An 18,182-nucleotide genomic window follows, 5' to 3' on the forward strand; every position below is an offset into this window, starting at 1 on the left:
AATTAAATATCTGAAATTTTAGGGTTTAAGTATCCACATGGTGCCGTTGATGTTATCACCTTCAGGGTATTGGCGGCTAATGGCTTCGGTAACATGTTGCTGGTTCAGGCGTAACTCTGATTCTGGATACATCCAGCGTTTTGGAATCACTTTATTGTTTAGCATACCGGCGCCGGATACATCGAACACCGGAATACCCGTTCTACGTTGCTCGAAGAATGGTTGCCAGCCGCTGTTCATGAAAGAAGCAATATACTTCTGCGTTAATATTTGCTGAAGCGCATTGGCGGAGGTCAGTTGCACGGTGTTCTGCAGCAGATACTGGTTTATGGCGGCCTCATCAATACCATAGAATTGCATGGAGGCCCGAATACCTGCTGCATAATAGGTTGCAGCATTCCCTGCAATCCAGCCACGCTGTACAGCCTCTGCGAGAATAAACTGCAGTTCCGCAAACCCCAAAGCAATACTCGGCTCGTTTGTTGGGTTGCGGTAGAATCTCGGGTTTATCTTTGAGGCTTCGCCCGCTACGGTACGTGCATTGTTCTCGCTTACCGGAGCACTGCCTTTAACCCCGCCATAGGCGTTGAAGTCTGTGGCAGGCAAGCTCGAGAACTTCGGTGCTTTGTCCGCAAAGCTGAATAGCCGTACATCATTAAGCGATTTTAGCAGATCCACAAACGTCTCCTCCATATACTGCGTGGTCTGCATGTCGTTGCTATTGAAGTAGGGATAGCGGTTATCCTGCAGGTCAAAATACTTCAGTTGTGCATTATCTGCATTGGAACTGTAGATTGGGTATTCGGCAGGATTGTTAACGATTTCCGCGAAACGTTTCTGGAGCTCTAATACTGGTTCGTTGGCGCGTCTGGAAAGGCTCATTAGCACCCGCAGCGACAAGGAATTAATTGCTTTCTTCCATTGCTGCATATTACCGCCATAAACAATATCGCCCAACACTGCGGGTGTGGCAGCCGTGATGGATGCATTAGCAGCCTTCAGGTCGTTCAGGATGCTAAGGTAAATATCTTGCTGTTGATCGTACTTTGGCATAGCAACCTGCTCCTCGCCTTTCAATGCTTCTGAATACGGGATATCGCCGAACATCTGGGTGAGCTGCAGGAAATACCATGCGCGGTAATATTTTGCGAGGGCGAGGTATTCCGCTTTGTTCTGTGCAATAGCAGATTGTTCCATTTTAAGCACCTGCCTAAGGTTGTCGTATGCTGCGAAGCTTCCACGGTTCCATCCGTAATACTGCTGATTATTTACATTGTCCGTAAAGACCAGCTGCCTGGAAGCAAATGCCACCTGAACATCCGTACTGCGGAAAGCCTGTTGTTCTATGGTCGCGAGCAGCAGGTCTGGCGTGGCTACCGTCGATTTATTGGGATCAGTTTGAAAATCTTCGAACTTCTTACATCCGGACTGCAGGATAAACACCGCAGCAAGAAGGGATAATATTAACTTTTTCATTTATAGTAGCTTAGAATCTTAGGTTGAGGTTAAAACCAATGGAGCGGCTTGATGGCGTCTGCAGATCATCTCTACCTGGATCTGGATCGACGTTCGGCATATCAGAGAACAGGAGCAGGTTTCTGCCAACGGCTGAAACATCAAGGCTTTTTAGGAAAGATTTACCCAGCAACTTACCAGGAACACGGTACGTTAAGGCGACTTCCCGCAACTTCAGGAAAGTCTGGGAGAAATAATTATAGTTGTTGTATGCGGCATTGCTGGTATTGGTCATGTAGTCGATATAATTCACCGCCTGGCTATTTTTTTCGAAAGTCCGGGTATCGGCTACAATATTGCCGTTTGCATCGTACGTTAGCTGGCCACCAGTGATGATCACGCCCTCGCCGACGAAAGTGGACAGGCCTGCATTTGCATCCACACGGTACTGATTAACGGTTCCGGGATGTGTGCCGCCCCACCACATTTTCTGATTGGTCGTTGAGTACATCATTCCGCCAATGCGACCATCAACCAGAAAGCGTAAACTCACATTTTTATAGTTGAAAGTATTCTCCAGCCCGTAGGTCCAGTCTGGATCCTGATTACCAACGGACCTTGAGAAGGTGTCGTTCAGTGGAAATCCGTTGCTACCATAAACGATATTTCCGGATGGATCAGTTTGGTAAACCGTGGTGAAGATCTTATCCATGCGATCGCCCACCCGAAGGTTGTTCAACGTTTCTGCGCCGCCATAGATTTCTTTCAGGAAGCGACGGTATTTGCTAAAGTTCGCAGCAATATCCCAGCTAAAACTGGTGCCTTTTACAGGTGTGCCGGAGAGCACAAACTCCATCCCCCTGCGCTGGTAAACATTTCCATTTGCAAGTTGAGTACTGTAGCCACTTCCAACGGATACTGGTATGGAAACAATATTATTGAAATCACGCGTTTGATAATACGTTGCTTCCAGGCTGATGCGATTATTCAGGAACCTGGTGTCTAAACCAACTTCCCAGCTGTCTGATGTTTGTGGCTTCAGCGCATTATTTAAGAGCACGTTGCCGAAAGTTAATGCAGGTGTATTGTTCCAGGTGGTACCTTTTCCGTATGCTGCGAGGTAGCTATAGGTATAAGCATTATCATTCAACGTCGCACTGGAAACTCTCGACCAGGATCCTCTTGCTTTGAGGTAGCTGAACCAGTCGGGCAGTTTCGTTAATTGAGAAATCACCACTGAACCAGTGACTGAAGGATAAAAGAAGCTGTTGTTTGCTGTTGGCAGCGTGGAGATGATGTCATTTCTGCCGGTGGCGGTGACGTAAATGCCATGCATAAACTCCAGGTCCAATACACCATACACACTGCTGGTTCGTCTTTCTTCAAGGAAGTTTGTGCCTTGTATCGGGTTCGCGGAATTACTCAGGTTGTAAAAACCAGGAATATTTAATCCGTCGGTATTGCTGGAGCCATATAGGTGTCGCCTGTAATAATTAGAACCACCAAGCTGTGCATGGATCTTAAAGTCTTCTGAAAAGCTATGGTTATAATCTACGATCAGATCCGAGGCAATATCGAAGTAGTTGCCGGTTTCGACCGTATACTGCCCGCGGGATTTGTTACCATAACCGATGTAGCTTTTAGGCTCTTTGTAATCACGGTTCAATCCATAGGTGTTTATACCATTGCGGAACTTGATGTTAAATGCCGGACTGATCTTATAGTTCAGATCAAGGGATCCAAAGGCATTATCTTTTTGATAGCCCTGTAAGTATTCATAAGCCTGGAAGTATGGATTGTTGTAGTAGGAAACGTTGTAATTACGTTGTTGCAGGCCTTCCTGGCCGGGCACCCAATAGTCGCGCAGGTCTTTAACGCTTACGTCCGCACCGGTCCAGAGTACCAGGTTGTAAAGATAATTCGTAGGACCATAACCTACTGCAGGAAAGTTCTTTGTGTATTGTCTGTTGTAGCTTAAGCGTGCGTCCAGGCTAAAGGCCTCTGACAGCTTGTAGTTACCAGAAACACCGAAGGAACTGTTCTTCAAGTCGGTATTCGGCACAACGCCCTGCTGGTAAATATGTGAAGCCGTTGCCCGGAAAGCACCCTTGTCGGAACTCTGGGTGATACTGATGTTATTGCTGGAGATGATACCTGTGCGGAAAAAGTCTTGGATATTGTCTTTTCCACGGGAAAGGAACGGCAGCGGCTGCAATTTACCTGTAGCCGGATCTACCGGACTGTTAAACTGTGGTGTTTCAAAATAGCCGCTAGGGGTTGATGGATCCCGTTTGTCAAGCTCCGGGCCCCAGATCCAGCCTGAACCTTCTGGTCCGCCACCGGATCCGTCGATGTAAGTATACTGTCCCTTGAAGCCAGCACCATACTTGGTTTGCACCTCCGGAATCCGGATGAAGCTTGGCTGGAACTGGGTTGAGGAATTCAACTCTACACTGACACCGCTACCCTTACCCCTTTTTGTGGTGATCATAATGGCTCCATTCTGACCGATTGAACCGTACAATGCGGAAGCACTAGCGCCTTTTAAGATGGTCATGCTCTCAATATCATCCGCATTAACCTTGTATAAGTCGGCGGACTGGTCCGGAATACCATCAATGACAATCAATGGCTTTCTGCCCCGAAGTGAAATGGCCGGTTCCTGAAAGATGTCGGTGGAGTTCTGAATGTTCAAGCCTGCGACCCTGCCCGTAAGGGAATTGATGATATTCGGCTCTCTGGCTTTCACTAGGCTTTCGCCCTGAACTTCCTGAACAGCATAGCCCAGTTTGGCTTTTTCCTTTCTTACACCAAGCGCGGTTACCACGACTTCGGAAAGTCCTTGTGCATCTTCTTCGAGCACAATGCTGTAGAAATCAGCATTGCCTATCGGGACCTCCCTGGCGAGAAATCCAATGGAGCGAACGACGAGTACGTCGCCTGCCTTGGCTTCAATGGAGAATTCACCTTGCTGGCCAGTTGTGGTTCCTGTCTTGGTGCCTTTGATGAAGATGGAGACGCCGGGTAAAGTTAGATCTTTCTGATCCTTAACCTGACCCCTGATGGTTTTTGCTGCTTGCTGCACTGCCGCGGACACCTGTGTACTTGCTGTGATTGCGAAGACACATAATAGTACGGCATAGTGCTGCAAAGCAGCAGTTAAATGACGCGTAAAACTTTGTTTCATAAATCTTGATTGTTGACTGGGATCAAAGCTATCCCCGTTGTATTAAGTCATCATCAAATATTTATGACCATTGCCGCAATGATTATTCAAACACTGCAAAATATAAAGTAGTGCTAATAATGTATTATGATATTGTTAAAACTGCTTACAGGCAATACTGAGATAAATGAAGCGGGCGCCTGTGAAATGTCACAAGCGCCCGCTTTTTACTTCAATATATAATGTCCGCGCTATTGATCCTTTCTGATCATTTCCAGTCCTTTGGTCCATTTGTTCAATGCAGGTAACATGGCGGTCGTTGCTCTGATAATCTGCTGTTTAGGGTTGAAGCTCCCATCCTCCGCAATAGACTCATCGATCAAAGGGATGTTCACCATTTCCGCAAGGGAGATGCATTTTAAAGAAAGCAGATCATTTCTCAACTCCTTTGCGGCTCTAACGCCTGCAAAAGGCCCGATGGAGTAACTTACAATCCCTGCAGGTTTGGTGGACCATTCCTGAACCAGGTATTCAAGCGCATTTTTGAGTGGCGCCGGATAGCTATAGTCATATTCTGCGGTGACGAAAATGAAAGCATCTGCTTCATCGATTTTGGCGCTCCATGCTTTGGTATGTTCATGGGTATATTGTTTCATGACCGGGTGAACAGGTTCATTCATGACAGGCAGGTTGATCTCGCCAAGGTCGAGTACTTCAACGTTGAAGAAGCCTGAGGCTTGTGCCTGCTCAGCGATCCATTGGGCAATGATCGGCCCTTTACGACCTGGTCTTACCGTTGAGGTTATAACTTTTAGATTGTACATGTTCTTCTGTTTTAGCTGAATCAAATGTCGAGCGTAAAAGACAGATCATTGTTGACCTATGATAAGAAAAATAGCTAAACGAAAAAGGTTGCCCACTTTATCAATGAGCAACCTTTCGTTGGATTACTTCTTCCGCTTATTTTTTGTTCTTCACATATTTTTCTAACCAGGAATCCTGCTCCCAGAAGGTATGTAATACAGACTCCCGGCTTCTGTAACCGTGAAACTCCTTTGGTAACATCACCAGTCGCACAGTTCCGCCATGACCTTTTACGGCACTGTACAGACGTTCACTTTGGATCGGGAAAGTTCCGGAGTTGTCGTCATCGATGCCGTGCGTCATCAGTAAAGGTGTTTTTATCTTATCTGCGTAGTTGAACGGTGCCATGCGGTTGTAAACCTCTGGTGCCTGCCAATAAGTTCTTTCTTCACCCTGGAAGCCAAAAGGCGTAAGCGTTCTGTTGTAAGCACCACTTCTTGCAATGCCTGCGGCGAACAACTTGGTATGCGCCAATAGGTTTGCGGTCATGAAGGCACCATAAGAGTGACCACCCACTGCGATGCGGCTGCGATCTGCAACACCCATGTTCACAATATAGTCGATCAGTGAGGTTGCGTTATCTTCAATCTGCTCCAGGAAGGTGTCATTAGGTTCATTCTTCCCTACCCCAACAATCGGCATATCCGCGTTATCCAGCACAGCAAATCCACGGGTTACCCAAAACACCGGTGAACGGAACGCCAGTCTGGTAAACCGGTATGGTGATCCCTTTACCTCGCCGGCAGCACTTAAGCTCTTGAACTCTCTTGGGTAAGCCCAGATCAGCACCGGCAATGGTCCATCTTCTTTTTTATAATCCTTTGGTAAGTACAGGGTTGCTGAAAGTTTAACACCGTCTTTCCTTGGGTAAGACAACAATGACTTCTGTACACCTTTCAAAGATGGATACGGGTCTGCAAAGTTGGTGACCTTCTGTTCCTTTTTGGTGTTTAGATTGATGGCATAAACATTTGGTGTTTCGGCTGTCGATTCCCTGGAAATGAACAAGGACCCTGACTTGTCAAAGTAAATTGGCTCTTCGTAGAAAGGAGCTTTCGACTTGAACAAAGTGTCCTGCTTGTTGCTAATCAAATTCCATTTCATCACGAAAGGTCTGTCGCCCTGCGGAGAGGCGCCTGTACCAATGGTATAGACGGTTGGCTGGCTACCTTTATCAAATACCAGCATGTTATCACCATTAGCTGCTTTGGCATGCACAAACCGACCCGGGTCGATGTATGCATTTTCAGAGGAGGTTGTTGGCATGGCTTTCAGCACTTTTCCAGTCTCCGGATTGATCAGGGTCATCTTGGAGGTCCTGTCTTTTCTCCAGCGCTCCTTCACGATTGCGTAGGAAGCATTACCCCATTCTACACCGCCAAACCTGGTCGCCATGGCAAATAGCTTCTGTGGCTGTTGATCGAACGGTGCTTTGAGCGCGAAAAGGGCATCGCGGAAAGGCACATTGTTTTTAGGATTTCCTTCATCCTGCGCTTCTGCCCAGACCAGGGTCTCCGGTGCATCAGCACGCCATTCATAGTTGCGCGGACCCGTAGCCACAACGTCAAAACCGGTTGGTAGTTTATCAGCCAGCGGCGCACGATACAATGCTTTCACCAGTTTACCCGATGCGTCCAGTACGTCCGTGTTCAAAGGAAAATAGTTGATCGGAACCAGGTAGGAATATGGTTTTTGAATAGTCTGCACCATCAGGTATTTACCGTTGGGTGAGTAGGAAGCGGCTCTATAGATCTGAGGTGTTGCGATGTTTACGGCATTGCCCTCCAGGTCAACCGACTTCAGTTGGGAGGTTAGATAATAATCCATCAGCTGCTCGTCGTAGGCATTCTTCAGTAGGTACTGATAGGTTCTCGAAGGTGTAACTACGCCTAAATTTTCCTGAATCACCGGACCGGTTGGCACCATTGGTTCTTCAGGCTTTGCACCGCGGGATGGACCTATAAACTGCGCCAGGATGTGTTTACCATCCGGGTGCCATTGTAAAGTAGTTCCTACAGCATCATTTAAGAGATCATTGGAAAGTTTGGTAGCTTTCAGCAACTTTATGTCCGCCACCCAGAGCTCCACGCCTTTAAGGTCATTGTTACTAAAAGCGATGTAGTTCCCATCGGGGCTCCAGCTGATATTGGTGATCCGGTATTTGGCAGGTAGTCCGCTGAGACGGGATTCTTTACCTGTTTTAACGTCCTTGATGATCAGGCTTTCGTAGACGCCGGAAACCTCGGCAGCGGTGGAGTTATTGTTTGGCGTAACCTTTAGACCGGCGACGCCAATTACAGGCTGGGAGATGTCTTCGATGGATGCAAATCCCGGCGACTGCAGAATGAGCATGATACTGCCGGTTTTGTTGAACTGGATGACCGGATTAGAGGGGGCATCCACGAGGTCTACAATGCTCTGTGGCGGCAGCTGGTACTTCAGATTCTCTTGTGCAGAGACCGTGTAAGTCAATCCGCCGATTAGGAACAAGCCTAATAGTTGTGCTTTCATAATGGTATTCGGTTTTGTTCGGTATTATAGGGTTTTTGATGTTATCTAAGGCCTATTTGTTTTTATATAATTCATTAAACAGCAATTTAAAAGTGCCGTGAGACTGTGCCCGGAAGGTAATTTCCGGTCCGTAGGCGAACAGCTTTCCTTTGCCTACCGGTGCAACGAAGGCCGCCACACCTTTCTTCAGGTATTGCTGGCCCCAGGCCCATCCGCTCCGCAGCGCATCATCATCGCCATACCAGGCTAAGGGCTTGATCTGCTGTTTCTCGGCCTCTTCGGTTAAGCGGAACACCGGACTATGGTCAAATACCACATCGGCTATGCTTTCCATGCCCCAGGTACTCGGCTGTGTATTGTCCACATTCACCTTCAAGATACTACCTGGAATATAGAATTTATCTCCGGGCAGTGGAACTTCTTTGTCGCCCTTTACCTCAACCAGCGCATTTTGAACCGGCAAGCCAAGGTGGTAAACCAGGTTGGTACTTGTACCTACGGTAACGATGTTCCCGCCCTTTTCCAGGAAGCTTTTAAGCTGCGGAATAGACTGCTGTGGTGTGATGGTTCCAAGCATTTTGTGGTATTTTGCAGGGACCTCCTCCGGTTTGGGTTGTTGGTTTCTCGGGTTTGGCGCGGTTTCTCCAACTGGAGGTATTCCACCGTCAATGAACAAGATCACATCAAACCTGGCATTCAGATTTCCCTGATCAACATCTTTCGGATAGATCACCTCAAAGGGGTAATGGAACTGTTCCATGATCCAGCGCACCCAGCCTGAAGGCATGGAGCCACCGTATTGATCATAAAGTGCAATGCGGCTGGCGCTGATGTTTGTCGCATCAGCAGGTTTCTTGTTGGCCGCACGGGCAATCGTGCCGTATTTCAGGCCGCTTTGCTTTAAAACTTCAAGCCCCTTAGCTGGAACGTAAAATGATCCGGCTGGAACGTTATCCGCTGCTTTGGTGGTTCTTGAAACGGGAATGCCTGCTTTCAAAAGATCATTTACCAACAGGAAGCTATTATTTGCCGCAGGGCTGAGGAAATAACCTTTGGAGGAAGCTGTTACCTGCTGCGCTAAAGGCGCCTGCACTTTCCCGGCTTCCAGACGCTGCAATGGTGCTTCGAAGCCTTCAAGCACACGATCGAACTTAACGCCCATCTGGTAGGCTAGCGTCCAACCCGCCATGTCGTACGGTCTTACCGGCGGGCCACCCGGATACTGGAAGTCGTTTGGATGGTCCTGGGGTTCAAACATATCCAGCACATGTGGCCGGAATGCCTGATCTGTCTTTACCACATAGGAACCTTTAGGGTAGTTCTTGCCTGCAATGCTGAAGTTAGAACTTGCCTGGTGCACGAGAATACCGGAGCGTACAAGGGCATTGATAAATTTCACTGCAGTTGGGAAATCGGGTTGATCTGCAGGAAGCACATAGGCTCTTGCATCACGAAGTTCAGGGTTCTTAAACACCGCGTCGAAATACTTCATGGGAACACCGGCCGATCTTGCCCCTGCGCCTTCAGCATTATTGCCTGCAGTGTTCTTCTGATCTGCCTGAACGGCGGCCTTGATGCTTGCAACGCGCTTTGGCGATAAGGTCCAGTTATCCTGCTGCCCACGTACAATGGAGTTTTTACCCATCTTATAGATGTTAAACAGGAGGTTCTGTGATTCATTTACCGCCTGGTTCAGCACGGCATAGTTAAGTGATACCGAATAATCAATGGACTGGCGGAAGTGCCATGCCTGCGGCATCACCGGATTTGGAGTTGCGCCATTTGGAATTAGGCGGTCCGGAACAAAGGGAATGGAAGCTGGTGTTGGTCCGCCGATGATCTCTGTAAGAATACCGATCATGTTGTGGAAATATGGCGTGGTGCGTAATCCACCGTTCCACCAGGTTGAATACACCGAACCCGCACGTTGGGAGTAGCCGGGCTTACCTTCCGCATTTAACCGGTTATTCATGGCCGCACCTACCCCATCAAGGCTGGTGATTACCAGGGGGTCGTAGTTGAAGTTGAAAGGATCGCGGTATGGCGGGCCTGCAAGTACTGTTCCTGCGGGACCGGTCTGATGATGATTATAGATGATCTGGGGCATCCATTCAACGTACTGCTGGCGACTCATGTTCTGTGTTTCCTTCATGTTCATCATGTAGAAATCACGGTTATTATCGTGACCAATGTACTTCTGATACAATACCGGCACACGTGTGTCGCGCTTCTTGAGGTCCTCGTTACGCATATACCAATTGGATACCAACTCCTGTCCATCTGGATTGCAATGTACCAGCAAGATGATCGCGTTATCCAGGATCCGGTTCGTTTCAGCATCTGTGCGACTCACCAGCTGGTAAGCCGTTTCAATCAGCTGATGTGCGCCAACGGTTTCTGTGGCATGTAGTCCCCCATCAATCCAGACCACGGGTTTACCTTGCGCTGCAAGCGCTTTCGCTTGCTCGTCAGTCATGTTTTCCGCACGGGCAAGCTGCTGTGAGATCTTCTTGTACTGATCCAGCTTTTTGATATTCTCCGGAGAAGAGACCACCAGCATATACTGGTGGCGCCCTTCTTCGGTCATGCCGATATCAACGAGTTTAGTCCGGTTTGAAGCGGCAAGCTTTTTAAAGTAAGCTTCAGTTTGTGTATAGGTTGCCAGCTTGTAGTCGTCGCCAATGTTGAAGCCAAAGTGTTCTCCGGGGCTTGGGGCGACCGACTGTGCCTGGGCTTGGGCGAAAGTGCTTACCGCCGTAAAGACCAGTCCGTAAATGATGTTTTTAGCAATCATATAATTGGGTCATGTGGTTTAATTATTTTCAATCAGTTTGTTCAGCAGCAATTCATCACTCGGAATTGGGAAGATGTAATTTGGTGAAGATGGCGAAGCTGCAGGAACAGAATGGGCCGGTTTAGCAGGGATGTCAAGCTGTAGTCGCATGATATCCGCGTTGCGAATACCTTCGCCTAGAAACTCTATGTGTCTTTCCTTAACGATTGCTGCAATCAGGGCGGCATTATCTGCAAAGCTTGCCTGCGTGTAGCTCGTTGTCTTATCTGAACGATTGCGCACGGCCGATAACAAGGCTACTGCACGCGCATCTACCCCGGCATTTGTTCTTGCCAAGGCTTCAGAAAGGTTCAGTAATACTTCAGGGTAGCGGATTACGGGAACATAATCCAGGTATGGTGAAGCTTGCTTGAACTTCGTTAGCCAAAGTCTGCCTGTTCTGGTGCCCTGAAGTAAAAACTGCCGACGGTCATCTGCTGCTGTCCAACTTGGATCTGCTGGTAGGCCGTTAGGATTCAGGTTGAGATTTCCGGCGCCATTGCTGGTCGGGGAACCACCATCGCCGGTACCTGGCAGAAAGTACGAGCCCAGGGAACTTCCAGGTGCATCATTATTGCTGAAAGGCATCGAGAATATAGATTCCGTAGTGGTATAAGGTGGATTAAATACCGTAAGCACACTTGGGTTCAGCGCATGTGCTACCCGAACCGGGGAGGTAAATGGTGCAGCGGCAGAAACGATCTTGTTTGCTTCGAGAATAACATTCTGGTAATCCTGCATACTTAGATACACCTTAGTTTTTAAGGCGATAGCAGTATTCTTATGTGCACGCGTGGTGTTCAGCAATGGAGCGCTGTAGTTGTCTGGCAGGTTCTGTTCTGCGAAGTTAAGGTCCTCCAGGATCTGATCGTAAGTTTCCTTCACCGTGCTCCTCTTCAAATCGTAGCTGCCACTGTTGTTGTTACCGGTAAGGCGAAGTGGCAAACCTGGTTTGGAGCCCGCGCCATTGGCATATGGTTGTGCATAGAGTTGCAGCAGATAGTAGTAAGCAACTGCGCGCACCAGTCTTGCTTCTGCAATGTAGTTACTGGCGAGAGCATCGCCTACGACGGCTGTTCCTCCGTTGTTCATGCCATCTATGAAAACATTTGCCGCATTAATGGCCTGGTAGCCATCTTCCCAGATCTCCTGCACTTCCTCCGTAGTGGTAACGGTGAGCAGCTGGTAGGTGGTCGCCGCCGCAGCAGCGTTCAGGTTCGTGGAAATGAAATCCCCGGCACGGGCTTCACTAGCCACAAAGTAAAAGGAACCCAGGAAATCTCCTGCCTTCAACCTGAAATAAATCCCGTTCACCTGTGCCTGAATGCGCTCTGCAGTTGAGAATGCATCCACATCTGTAATCAACGTTGAAGGCTGCGGGTTCAGGTATTCGCTTCGCTTACAAGCAGGCAGCAATGTTAATCCCGTACCTGCAAAAAGTAGCATTTGAAGGCTATATCTATATAGAAATGATCTCTTAATCATCTTGTTTTTAATTTGGTGTTTGAAATTCATGTTTACAAGCGGGGGTTTAGAAGCCAAAGTTTAAACCTAAAACAATGGTCCTTGCGTTAGGACTCTGGTTCTTGTCGATCCCCTGTGCGATCGCGCTGTTTGCATTTGTCGTTACCTCTGGATCTACCCCGGAGTAGTTGGTTAACAGCCACAGGTTCTGTCCACTTACAAACACTCTTGTATTCGTCAGCTTAAACTTGCTGATGAAGCTCGAGGGCAGGTTATAGGAAAGCTGTGCACTTTTTAACCGCAGGAAGTCGGTAGAACTCACATTAATGTCGAGCGGCATGGTGTTGCCATTGGAAACGTTATCCCCATTAATCACCCTCGGAATGTCCGTTTGCTGTCCCGGCTGCTGCCATCTGCGCAGCATGTCCACTTCATTGTTCCAAAAGCGGTTGTCGCGCAGGGAGGCCTGGGTACCATTCATCATGTGGCCACCAAGCTGGTAAGTTAGCAAGATGTTCAATTCAAAACCTTTGTAGTTGAACACGTTCGACAAACCTCCGAAGACCTTCGGTGCAGACTGCTTGTAGATCACCGCATCAGACGATGGTGTGATGGCTGGTGCCTGGGTATTATCTTCATAAGACCATTGGTATGGTGATGGAGCACCAGCACCGGCGACATGCTGATAGAAAACCTTTCTTCCGGATTGATCCAGGAAGATCCTCCGACCGGTAGCAGCATCTACACCGCCGGTACGAACCGCATAGAGCATACCGGCAGAATAGCCTGGTAAGGTGATCGTTAAGGCGTCGTTGGTACCCGAGATGATACTTGGAACACCTTCCGCAAGTTCAAGCACCTGGTTCTTGTTGGTTGTTAAGTTGAAGTTTGCATTCCAGCTGAAATTCTCCTTACGTATCGGGGCACCACCAATGGAAAACTCGAATCCCTGATTATACATTCGACCTACGTTTTGCATGATGGAATTCGCGTTGGAATTTGGAATACCAACTGAAGGAGGCAGCGGAACACCGAAGATCAAGCCATCGATGTTGTTCCTGTAATAGGCCAACTCACCGGTGATCTTGTTGCCGAACAAGCCAAAGTTTACACCTACGTCAGTTTTCTTGCTGGTTTCCCAGCGAAGGTCGGAGTTCCCTGTAGCGGAATAGATTAAGCCCGACTGACCGCCATAAAGTGCCGCGGAATAGGTATTGATGGCGCCAAAATCACTCAACCCACCAACATTACCCACCTTACCGTAACTTGCACGGAACTTCAGGCTGTTCACCACATCTTCCAGCCCTGCCTGCGACCAGAAGCTTTCCTTGGCCACATCCCATCCTGCAGAAAAGCCCCAGAATGTACCTCTTTTGTTGTTGGCACCCAAGGCAGAGTATTCATCAACACGATAGTTACCAGTGAGGAAATATTTCTGCTGGTAGTTGTATTGTAAACGCGTGAAAAGCGAAAAAAGGTAGTTATCGAAAACATTATTTGAAGTGTTATTCAGAAAGACATTCTGCCAGCCACCCTGAATATTGGTGTACAAGGGGTCCGTCTGTCCGGTTACGCGAACCCCGAACTGGTTACCATCGGTTTTCTGTTCTTCCTCCCCAAGTAAGAAGTTAAAGCTGTGGTCACCAAAGCGCTTGTCTGCAGACAAGGTATTGGTCCAAACCCAGCGTTCACGTCGTGATTGTACGCTCGCACTCGCTCCATTGGTGGAAATCGCTTCACCGGTAAGTGGACTGAAGTAGTTCTCAAAGGTTACGTAGCGATAATCTATACCATAGATAGACCTGAAGGATAACCAGGATAGTGGCTTAATTTCCACGTAGGCGTTGGATTGGATGCTGTTCACCCTATTGTTGGAATAGTTGTGATCCATCGACAGTACAGGATTATAGAATCCAAGCCTGGACTGCCCGGAAAGGTGGCTCGCATTGTCTTGAAGACCCAGAAAGCCGGCCGTGGTGGTGTTGTATGAGCCATCTGAATTGAATGGTCCCACAATGGGCGCACTGATCAATGCAACCCTCGCCATCCCGCCGGAAGCCGATTGATTACCTCTAGAGCCATTGGACATGGCTGAGGCATTAAGCTCGTTGTTATAGTTAATCTTGGCGCCGATGCTTAGCCAATTGGTTGTTTTATTGTCAACGTTGAAGAGCACCGACTTACGGTTGAAGTCCGTTTTACGAAATATCCCTTCTTGATCGGTGTACCCTACAGAAGCGTAATATTTGGTGGATTCGGTTGCGCCGGAAATATTTACGTTGTTAAACGTGGATATGCCCGTGCGATAAATATGGTCGTACCAACGGGTGTCTATACGGTTGCCGTTAGCATCCAGAGAGAAGTCGTAGTAGTTTGTAGCTGGATTGAAGGTTCCTTCATTTCGCAGACCCTCGTTTTTGAGCTCTACATATTGTGCTGCGTTCAGGAGCTTTGGCAGGTTGGCGGCAGTATTGAAGTTCAGCGTGCTGGAGAAGTTCACCTTAGCTTTTCCCATGCGCCCCTTTTTCGTAGTCACGAAAACCACACCATTAGCGGCGCGGCTACCGTAAATACTGGTTGCAGCGGCATCTTTGGCAATATCAATGCTCTCAATGTCAGCAGGATTGATGGAAGAAAGCGGGTTATTCGAAGCATTCCCGATACCTGACTCTTCTTCACCTGTGAAGCTCGGTACGCCATCAATAACCACCAGTGGATAGGAACTCAGCGACAAGGAGTTGGTTCCACGGATACGGAATACTGGTGGTTCATTCAGGTTTCCGGAGTTCACCGTGACGTTTACACCGGAGGCTCTACCGCCCAGCGCACCTTCAAAGCTGGTCACAGGTTGCTCCGCAAGTGCACTTCCTTTTACACTGGAAATGCTACCAGTTACTTCGGACTTCCGCTGCGTGCCGTAGCCAATTACGGTTACTTCCGCCAGATCTGATTTGTTGGGTTGTAAAGAAACGTTTAGGGTAGCCGCAGCTTTAACCTCTCTGGGATCGTAACCCACAAAGGAGATTACCAGAATCGCATCGGAGCTTACGCCTTTGAGGCTAAAATTACCATTGCTATCCGTCATCGTGCCTTGAGCGGTACCTTTGACCTTTACGGATGCGCCTGGAAGTGGCGTGCCTCTCTCATCGAGCACGCGACCACGGATATCAATCGGCGGCTTACCAGGAAGTAGTTTCAAAGACATCCTTGTTGCTGTGGGCAGCGCAGGATATAAGTTGCTCCCTGTATTTGAATTTACATGTGGTAGGCCAATGTTAATCGGACTTGCGTAGGCATTGGTTTGTAGAAAAGTAAAAGTTAATGCAAATAGTAATTTGTTTTTAGATAATTTAAGTTTAAAGGTGGGCGTTAAATTTTTGTGCTTAAGACAGCAGTTCAACCTTTGGTAAGGCACATTAAAATTCATACTTCATGTAGGTTTAGGGATTATTGATTTACGTGGTTTATTGAAGAGGCATTAATTTTCTTGCTTATTCTTCATCTTAAATCTTTACATAGGCGATCTTATTTATGGTTAACAGAATCATTGTTGTAAAGCTGCTCTGACCCTAAATCGTATAACTTTCTTTCGCTATCTCCGAAATGTTGGGGCAGTTTTCTTCCCTCCCGACCATTTTCATGGGTTTTCAGGATAAATTTTGAATCAAAATTTCTGGAATGGCTGTTTTTCTATTACTTAAATGTAAAATAGTAAGATTTGAAATAACATTTTCATAATAATTTCGTTACGAAAAGGAAATTTTTTACTCTAACCCTATCGATCACTAATATATTATCAACATTTAGATATAAAGTTGATGAATTCATCATTTACAAACACCTGTTTTCAGCCAGAATGGGATTTCACACCATGGAAAAGCGCCTGTCAGATAAACTGCAGGCGCTTTCCACATATAGCATCGCTTGTTGAGCTATTTTCTTTTAGGTACGGTCCAAAAATACAATGTTGCACCATCAACCATTTCTGTTTTCTCTGGTGCCCAATCGCCCATATCAAAAGCATGTGAAACGATCCTTGTTCCAGGTCTCAACTTTAATATTTTAGGTCGCAGTTCCATGTTTACGGTAGGTAGCAAATACATGGTGATCACTGTAGCTTTACTTAGGTCGGTGTCAAACAGGTTGGCATTAACAAACTTCACCTTATCGGTTACCCCGGCAGCCTTCGCATTCGCGTTGGCCTCCGCAATCCGTTCCGGATCGATATCATAACCTACCGCAGTGACACCGTATTGTTTAGCGGCAGCAACCACAATCCGGCCGTCACCGCAGCCGAGATCGTAAAGCACATCGCCTTTTTTCAAATTGGCCAGCTTCAACATGCCATTGACCACCGCTGGTTTGGTAGGCACATACGGCACATCAAGTTGGGGCTTTTTCGGAGGTTGTTGCGCAAGGACAGGGTTACTAGCCGCAGCTGCGACAAATAGAACGAGTAGGACTTTTACTGCTTTCATGATTCTTGAATTTAGGTTAGATATTTGGTTGATTTAGTTCTAACGTGGGTACCGCCTGAAAGAACATTTGTAAAAGGAAGCCCACGATCAGCACAGCAATACCAACCAAGGCGCCAACACCTGTATACATCAAGCTGGAGTACAATAAATAAGCGCTGCTTAAACAGAAAATTGCAGGTAACACGGGATATAAGGGCACGCGAAATGGCCTGTAAACCTCCGGTGCCTTCCTCCGGAGAACGAACAGGGAGATGCCGACCAGGAGAAAAAAGAACCAGAATACTGGTGCCGTATATTCTACAATGGTCTCGAAGCCACTCCTGGTAATCAGGCCCAGACTAATCAAAGCCAGCGAAATCAATCCCTGCACCAGAAAGGCATTTACCGGACCGGCAGCCTGACTGTTCCATTTACCGAGAATAGAGAACAGTTTGAAATCCCGGCCCAAGGCATAGTTCGTTCTTGCACCAGTGAAGATGGTCGCATTTACCGATGTTAATGCAGAGAAGGCGACCAAAATGCCAATCAGCCAAACGCCTGTCGGGCCCCAGACCTGCCGAAGCAGATCCACCCCTACCGCATCCGAGCCCGCCATGGCCGTATGCCCCAATGCGCGACTGAAGGCCAGGTTCACAAGCAGGTAAACAACTGTAATGATCAGAATGCTGATGATTAGGACGCGCACCATACCTCGTTTACCAGACTTCAACTCCGCGGAAATGTAAGCGGCTTCGTTCCAACCACCGAAAGTGAGCAATACAAACACCATGGCCAGGCCTAAAAAACTGCCAGCATCAGCGGGTGCCGCTGCCACTGCCGCAGCAGGTTGTACAACACTAACCTCCTCAGCGGCGGGTGCGATAAAAAGGCCAACGACAACGACCAGCAACGCACCGGCCACTTCTGTGGTGGTAAATATCTTCTGCGCCAGAGTGCTCATGCGGATGCCAGCGATATTGATCCCAGTCAATATAACCACGATCAGTGCAGCATAAATTACTGAAGAATAGGTTCCGAGGCTGAATACCTGAGAAAGGTAATCGCCGAAAATATAAGCCAGGACCGCAATGGAGCCGGTTTGGATAATGCTCATCCTTGCCCAGGCAAACAGGAAAGCCAGACGTTTACCATAAGCACGGCTCAGGAAATGATAATCTCCTCCCGTGTTCGGAAATGTTGTGCTCAGCTCAGCATAACACAACGCACCAATCAAGGACACCAGTCCACCCAAAACCCAGGCCAGGAGGAACATCGTTTCGGAGTTGGTGTTCGCTGCAACCAATGAGGGCGTGCGAAAAATGCCAGCCCCGATGACAATACCAACAATAATTGCAACAGCATCAATTACGCTGAGTTGCTGTGCAGGCCGCTGTTGCGGTGTAACATTGTCTCCCATGGAAACCAGGTTAGG

Annotated in this window: 9 protein-coding genes; all 9 read right to left on the minus strand. The window is 47.9% G+C overall.

Annotated features, from left to right (window positions below; all coding sequences use genetic code 11):
* Positions 1 to 18: 18 nt before the first annotated feature.
* Positions 19 to 1,476, minus strand: coding sequence for a SusD/RagB family nutrient-binding outer membrane lipoprotein (locus AC5WJX_RS11295; RefSeq protein WP_494484600.1), 1,458 nt, complete (start codon positions 1,474 to 1,476; stop codon positions 19 to 21).
* A gap of 10 nt (positions 1,477 to 1,486) precedes the next feature.
* Complete coding sequence (locus tag AC5WJX_RS11300; protein ID WP_494484601.1) at positions 1,487 to 4,642, minus strand: SusC/RagA family TonB-linked outer membrane protein; 3,156 nt, start codon at positions 4,640 to 4,642, stop codon at positions 1,487 to 1,489.
* A 230-nt stretch (positions 4,643 to 4,872) separates the two neighbouring features.
* Positions 4,873 to 5,445: an NADPH-dependent FMN reductase gene (locus AC5WJX_RS11305; protein WP_494484602.1), complete on the minus strand. Its 573-nt coding sequence runs from the start codon at positions 5,443 to 5,445 to the stop codon at positions 4,873 to 4,875.
* A gap of 136 nt (positions 5,446 to 5,581) precedes the next feature.
* Positions 5,582 to 7,996: an alpha/beta hydrolase family protein gene (locus tag AC5WJX_RS11310; RefSeq protein WP_494484603.1), complete on the minus strand. Its 2,415-nt coding sequence runs from the start codon at positions 7,994 to 7,996 to the stop codon at positions 5,582 to 5,584.
* A 52-nt stretch (positions 7,997 to 8,048) separates the two neighbouring features.
* Positions 8,049 to 10,790, minus strand: coding sequence for a M14 family metallopeptidase (locus tag AC5WJX_RS11315; protein ID WP_494484604.1), 2,742 nt, complete (start codon positions 10,788 to 10,790; stop codon positions 8,049 to 8,051).
* Between the two features lie 18 nt (positions 10,791 to 10,808).
* Positions 10,809 to 12,314, minus strand: coding sequence for a RagB/SusD family nutrient uptake outer membrane protein (locus tag AC5WJX_RS11320; RefSeq protein WP_494484605.1), 1,506 nt, complete (start codon positions 12,312 to 12,314; stop codon positions 10,809 to 10,811).
* Between the two features lie 46 nt (positions 12,315 to 12,360).
* On the minus strand, positions 12,361 to 15,492 hold the full coding sequence (locus AC5WJX_RS11325; RefSeq protein WP_494484606.1) for a SusC/RagA family TonB-linked outer membrane protein: 3,132 nt from the start codon (positions 15,490 to 15,492) through the stop codon (positions 12,361 to 12,363).
* Between the two features lie 733 nt (positions 15,493 to 16,225).
* A complete protein-coding gene (locus AC5WJX_RS11330) occupies positions 16,226 to 16,771 on the minus strand; it encodes an SAM-dependent methyltransferase (RefSeq protein ID WP_494484607.1) in 546 nt (181 codons plus the stop codon).
* Positions 16,772 to 16,787: 16 nt separating this feature from the next.
* Positions 16,788 to 18,167 carry an APC family permease gene (locus AC5WJX_RS11335; protein WP_494484608.1) on the minus strand — a complete coding sequence of 460 codons (1,380 nt, stop codon included), beginning with the start codon at positions 18,165 to 18,167 and terminating at the stop codon, positions 16,788 to 16,790.
* Positions 18,168 to 18,182 lie beyond the last annotated feature (15 nt).

The sequence above is a fragment of the Pedobacter sp. NEAU-ZC8 genome (assembly GCF_059278965.1).